2 protein-coding genes are annotated in these 6,573 nt (G+C 50.1%); both read left to right on the forward strand.

The genetic code is table 11. The features are described 5' to 3' along the window. Window positions 1-366: 366 nt before the first annotated feature. The gene (locus tag AAHF22_RS21935) at window positions 367-2,781 is read left to right on the forward strand and encodes a polyprenyl synthetase family protein (protein WP_347327126.1); all 2,415 of its coding nucleotides are present in this window, start codon (window positions 367-369) and stop codon (window positions 2,779-2,781) included. A 607-nt stretch (window positions 2,782-3,388) separates the two neighbouring features. Next, window positions 3,389-6,292, forward strand: a complete 2,904-nt coding sequence (locus AAHF22_RS21940; protein ID WP_347327127.1) for a glycoside hydrolase family 3 protein — start codon at window positions 3,389-3,391, stop codon at window positions 6,290-6,292. Window positions 6,293-6,573 lie beyond the last annotated feature (281 nt).

A 6,573-nucleotide genomic window follows, 5' to 3' on the forward strand; every position in this document is an offset into this window, starting at 1 on the left:
TTATCACCAAGCGCAAAATCATGGCTAACGAAACGTTAATGTAATGCGCATCACGTTGAACTACATCCTTCGCTTTAATAGCACCCTTAAAGTGGATATTAGCAACCTTTCCGGTAAGCTAATATCCACTTGGGGTGCTTTTGTATATTCACGTATATAACGACGTGTTCTGTCTCGATAGTAAAAAGAAATAAGTATAGAATCCGCTTGCCCCACCGTAGCATATGCACCAGCTTATACAAGATTTCATGTATAAAATGGGACAATGACAGGCGTGATATTGTATTATTTCGTAACCGTCTTACCCATACGACGTATTACTTGATACTAACGACAAAAAACGAACAGAATTTGAGGGAAGACCTTATGAATAGATCATTTTTAAATCGATCGGATCATGAATATAGCAGTGTGGGGCAAAGTTATGCGGTAGCAGAGCAGAAGGCGGTTCATTATTTTAACCAGCTTCATCGTCATGTTAGCGAGCGGACGTATGAATCGGGGCTAAGCGCGGATTTTCGGCAGTGGAAGGGCAAGCATATGTCGTTCACTTCGCGTCTATCGCGCTGGTTGCCGCTCAAGCAGCAGCCGAGTGCTAAAGGTTATCAGCGTTATATTCACTGGCTTCATAGCGCTGGGAAGTTAGATGATTACTTGCATCGCAGTGTGGCCTATATCTACATGCGCGATCTGGGACGTGCGCTGGATGCACCGCAGACGCAGCAACGGGTGCGGGAAGTTGTCGATAGCCTGAAGCGTAAGCTGCTGAACGCGTCAACAGCGAGCGCGAGCGCTGCGCAGCTGCCGGAGTTTATGAGTATGGATGGTGTATACCGCTGGGCGCAGCGTGAAGGAGTCGAGGACGCGGTCATCTGGGTGCTGGACAAGCTACAGCAGGTTACCACGCATATTCCGGCGGAGTTGAATGCCGAGCAGGCACAGCGTAAATTGATCAAAATCATCGTGGGTGTCGTGCTGCATGCGGTCGAGGAAATGGATGATTCCGTGCCACAACATGAGCGCTCGCACCGACTGGATGAAGCGATTCGGCTCGGATATTCCTATGGATTGACGTATCCGTTTATCGACGATATGTTGGATTCAAAGCTGTTATCCGATCTGGAAAAGGAGCAATATTCGCGTCTCATTCGCAGTGCGCTGTTAACCGGATCGGTGCCAAAGCTGGGCGACTGGTCAGGGAGCCAGCCAGAGCTTATTCGGTATATTCATCGCGAGCTACGGGAGGCATTTGAATACATTAAGGCGCGGCAGCAGCCGGGTGGAGGACAACAGCACTTTTTCGAACAGGCGTATGTGTTTTTTCAGGCACAGGATGTGGATCGGACGCGCACGCTGGAGAATGATGCGTATACGAATGAAGAGCTGTATGTGCCGGTCATTTTAAAATCGGCTTGCTCGCGTCTGGTGGCGCGTTCGATTCTGGGTGCGGAAGAAGATGAAGGATTCGAGCTGCGTACATTTTGCTATGGCATTTACAACCAGCTTGCGGATGACTTTGCCGATCTATTCGACGACCTGGCTAATGGTGCGGTAACACCGTATACGTACTATTTAAAATATTATCAGCAGCGCGCCGATCTGCTCAATCCGTTCCAAATGTACTGGGCGGTAATCCATTATTTGCTGCATGAAGTGTATCGTTCGGATGAGCAGACGTGCGAGGTGATTTTGGATCGAGCGATTAATAGTTTGAAGCGAGCGTATGAGCGGCTGGGTGCTTCTCGTTATGCGGAGACGATGGAGCTGTTGACACAGGGGATGCCAGGTTTGAACCGGATCATTCAGCAGATGGTGCGACAGGCGGAAGATGTGGATTTTCTGGACAAGTTGTTGCGTGACCATATGCTGCTGCATTTACGTCAGGATCGGGAGCAGCAGACGGAATTTCGCGAGACGGTGGATAATGTACGTGCACAGATTAATCAAACGTTACCGGTGGAGAAGCGTGATGGCCTGTTGCCGATGAATGAGCTGCTGATTGATGCGGTGAACTACAGTCTGGAAGGTTCAGGCAAACGGCTACGCCCGATTCTCGCATGGGTGATGGCAGTACGGCATTACGGGTTACAGGCAGATGCGGTGATGCCGATGCTGCGTTCGCTTGAATATATGCATACCGCTTCGCTCATCTTTGATGATTTGCCATCACAGGACAATGCGCCCGCCCGGCGTGGACGTAAGACATTGCATGAATTGCATGATAGTGCGACCGCCGAGCTAAGTGGACTGTTCCTTATTCAGAAAAGTATTCGTGAGCAGGCGTCTCTAAGCGGCTTCGCGCCGCAGATTGTGTTACAGCTGATGGACTATTCTGCGCAAAAGGCAGAAGAACTCTGTACCGGACAGGCGATGGATTTGCGTGCACGTGGACAGCAGCTGACGCTGGAGCAATTGAACGATATTTGCTTTTACAAAACGGGTGCGGCATTTGAAGCATCGCTCGTTATGCCGGCTCTACTGGCTGGAGCAAAGGAAAGCGAAATGACCGTGCTTCAAACATTTGCTTACCATGCCGGCATTGCATTTCAGATTAAAGATGATCTGCTGGATTTACAGGGTGATGTGGTACAGTTGGGCAAGCCAGTTGGTCAAGATGAGAGCAATGATAGCTCTACCTTCGTATCGGTGCTAGGTGAAGCCGGAGCGCAGCGAGAGATGTGGAATCATTATTGCTGTGCACTGGAGGCGCTGCGTAAGCTGCCAGTGGGGATTCCGTTTTTGAAGCATTTGCTGGATTATATCGTGCATCGGGAGCGGTAATAGCGGCTGATTTAAGATGGAATAGCGATAGTGAAACTTGAAAGCCAGGGTTATGCTGGAGGAATGCGGAATAGGGGCATTCGTTCGGGTGATCCTGGTTTTATTTTGCATGTGTACAGTGGGTTGATTGTATGATGGTGATCATTGTATACGATCGCTCGATAAAAGCTGGTGATGCCTTCCTTTTTTGTAAACGGTTCATTTATTCGTTATGATAGAAAGGGTACATACAGGATGATGTTGGGCAACATAGTACAGAGCAAGGTTGTGCATATCGGTTCAGATGGATGGACTCTGTATAGGTTTGAGAAAATGAAAATCAGTGAGCAGACCGTTCGTGTATGGATAGCGATCGGCACCGTAGCGCTGGAATCTTCATTCGAATATTAGGTGAAGTCACAGCATATAGCCGTCTATTTGCGATCATGTGACCACTTGACCGTTGTGCGTACAGGCTGGATGATCTGTTTGTGCTTTGTGCTTTGTGCTTTGTGCTTTGTGCGGAGCAGAGTTTTGGAAATGTTCTTATTCTTTTGCTTTTCTGTGCTGTTGGTTGGCATACTATAATAATGACTACCCGTGTTGCGGGATTATGAGGAGGATTATGATGACACAATCATTAATTGGAGTACCGCTTGAAGGATTTGCTGAATTTAGCCGAAAAGTAGCTGCCGAAGGTGCGGTTTTGCTGAAAAATGATGAACAGATTCTTCCGATTCGAAAAAATGAAAGCGTTTCGATTTTCGGTCGTGTGCAGATCGATTATTATCGAAGCGGTACCGGTTCAGGCGGAAGCGTGAATGTAGCGTATACGACGAATCTGCTGGCAGGGCTACGTGCTAAGCCGGATGTGCGTGTCAATGAAGAGCTGGCGCAAGTGTACGAGAGCTGGATCGCTGAGCATCCATTTGATAATGGCGGTGGAGGCTGGGCTGCTGAACCGTGGCACCAGCAGGAAATGCCGCTCACAGACGAGCTGGTCACAGCAGCAAGACAGCAATCGGAAAAAGCGATTGTCGTGATCGGACGTACGGCAGGGGAAGATAAGGACAATGCGGATGAGCCGGGAAGCTACCGTTTGACCGAGGATGAGCTGGAGATGCTGAAACGGGTCACTGCACAATTTCAACAGACGGTAGTGGTGCTGAACACTTCCAACATCATCGACATGAGCTGGGTGAATGCTGCTGATCACGGACATCCGATCGGCGCGGTGCTCTATTCGTGGCATGGCGGCATGGAGGGTGGTCGTGCGCTGGCGGATGTGCTCGCAGGTGATGTGACACCAAGCGGAAAGCTGACCGATACGATTGCGTATTCGATTCACGATTATCCGTCCACACGCAACTATGGCAATGAGCTGAAAAGTGTATATGAAGAAGATATTTATGTGGGCTATCGTTATTTCGAAACGTTTTGCCCAGACAAAGTACAGTATGCGTTTGGATATGGAATGTCGTATACGACATTTGCACTGGATGTACAGCCTGCTCAGGTATTGCAAGCTGGCGACCAAACTATCGTACAGCTAGCGGTAAAAGTGACCAATACGGGAACGGACTATGCGGGCAAAGAAGTGGTGCAACTGTATGTGGAAGCGCCGCAGGGTAAGCTGGGACAACCTGCTCGCTCGTTAGCCGCTTTTGCCAAAACAGGATGGTTACAGCCGGGAGCATCGCAGACGGTGACGTTATCCGTACCGCTGGATCGTCTGGCATCGTATGATGATGCTGGCGTCACCGGACATCGGTATGCGTATGTGCTGGAAGCAGGGCTGTATCATTTCCATGCAGGCAATAGCGTGCGTGCAACAGAGCAGGTTACGTTTGCCGCAGCAGCGAGTGCGTCAGATGCAGGTACAGGCACAACAGGTACAACAAGTACAACAAGTACAACAAGTACAACAAGTACAATTTCTGTTGCACACGTGTCCGCAGATGGAGCAGCGCTAGAGCTATCTGAGCTGCGTGTAGTCGAACAATGGGAGGAAGCGCTGGCTCCGGTGGAGGAATTTCATCGCATGAAGCCAGGTGCACGCAAAGCAGATGGTTCGTATGAGCTAACCGCTGAGCCGGTACCTACACGTCAGATTTCACTGGCACAGCGGATTCAGGATCGTTTGCCAGCGCCATTGCCAGAGACAGGCAATCATGGATATACGCTGCAAGATGTAGGTGCCGGACGTGTGACATTGGAGCAATTTGTTGCTCAATTAGACGATGAGGACTTGGCTGCACTTGTACGTGCAGAAGGGATGAGTAGCCCACTTGTGACGCCGGGTACGGCATCTGCATTTGGCGGTGTGACGGATCGTCTGCTTGGCTTTGGCATTCCGGTGGCGTGTACTACAGACGGGCCGTCCGGTATTCGGATGGACAGTGGAGATAAAGCAACTCAGGTGCCGATCGGTACACTACTGGCGGCAACATGGGATGTCGGACTGGTTGAGGAACTATATGTATTGGAAGGGCAGGAAATGCGCCGTAATGAGATTGATACGCTGTTGGGACCCGGTTTGAATATTCGCCGCAGTCCGCTAAACGGACGGAACTTTGAATATTTTTCCGAAGACCCTTACGTTTCCGGCGTATTCGCTGTCGCATGTACACGCGGTATTGCACAAAGTGGTGTGTATGCTACGCTCAAGCACTTTGCCTGCAATAACCAGGAGCAGTATCGGACAAAAGTGAATGCGGTCGTATCCGAACGTGCGCTGCGCCAAATTTATTTAAAAGGATTCGAAATCGCTGTGCGCGAAGGCGATGCGCGTTCGGTCATGACCTCGTACAACCCGATCAACGGTCACTGGGCGGCATCCAACTACGATTTGAACACGACCGTTCTGCGCGGCGAATGGGGCTTCCGCGGCATTGTCATGACCGACTGGTGGGCGGTGATGAACGACTGTGCAGAAGGTGGACCATCTGATCGCAAACATACCGATGCGATGGTGCGCGCACAAAATGATCTGTACATGGTCGTTGCCAACTATGGAGCCGAAACAAACGTATGGGGCGACCACACGATCGAAGCATTGGAAGCAGGCAGACTGACACGCGCCGAGCTGCAACGCTGCGCGATTAACATTTGCGAATTCATTATGCAATCGCCTGTATTCCAGCGCAAAGAACTGATGAAAGACCCGATCCCATCCGTGACCGCGCTGCCTGCAACAACGAGCATTTCTACCGAAGAAAAAACCGTTCTGGCAGCAGACGATGTACGCATTCCAATCGTCACAGACGGCATTACCCGTTTCGAAGTTGCCGATTCCGGTCAATACCGCCTGTTCCTAAACGTATCCGCTGATGGCGATGAATGGGCACAAAGTGCAACCAACCTGCTGCTCAACGGACAGGTTGTGACTACCGCCCAGAGCAACGGCACCGCCGGCCGCTGGCTGCGTCAGAAGCAAAACAAAGTACAACTAGAACAGGGGCAATATGAACTGACGCTGGATTTCATCAAACCAGGTATGTCGATCGAGTGGATTGAATTGAAACGTGTGTGAAAAATAATCGGATGTGTATCGTGCTAGCTAGTATATTCGTTTCGGCATGACTGCTTATGAAATAAGTAAAGTCTGCATCCCCAGGATGCAGACTTTTTGCTGTGGTACGGATTTGCTGTGGTACGGATTTGCTGTGGTACGGATTTGCTGTGGTACGGATTTGCTGTGGTACGGATTTGCTGTGGTATGGATTTGCTGTGGTACGGATTTGCTGTGGTACGGATTTGCTGTGGTACGGATTTGCTGTGGTACGGATTTGCTGTGGTACGGATTTGCTGTGG

The organism is Paenibacillus wenxiniae (assembly GCF_039822605.1).
Classification (GTDB): domain Bacteria; phylum Bacillota; class Bacilli; order Paenibacillales; family Paenibacillaceae; genus Saccharibacillus; species Saccharibacillus wenxiniae.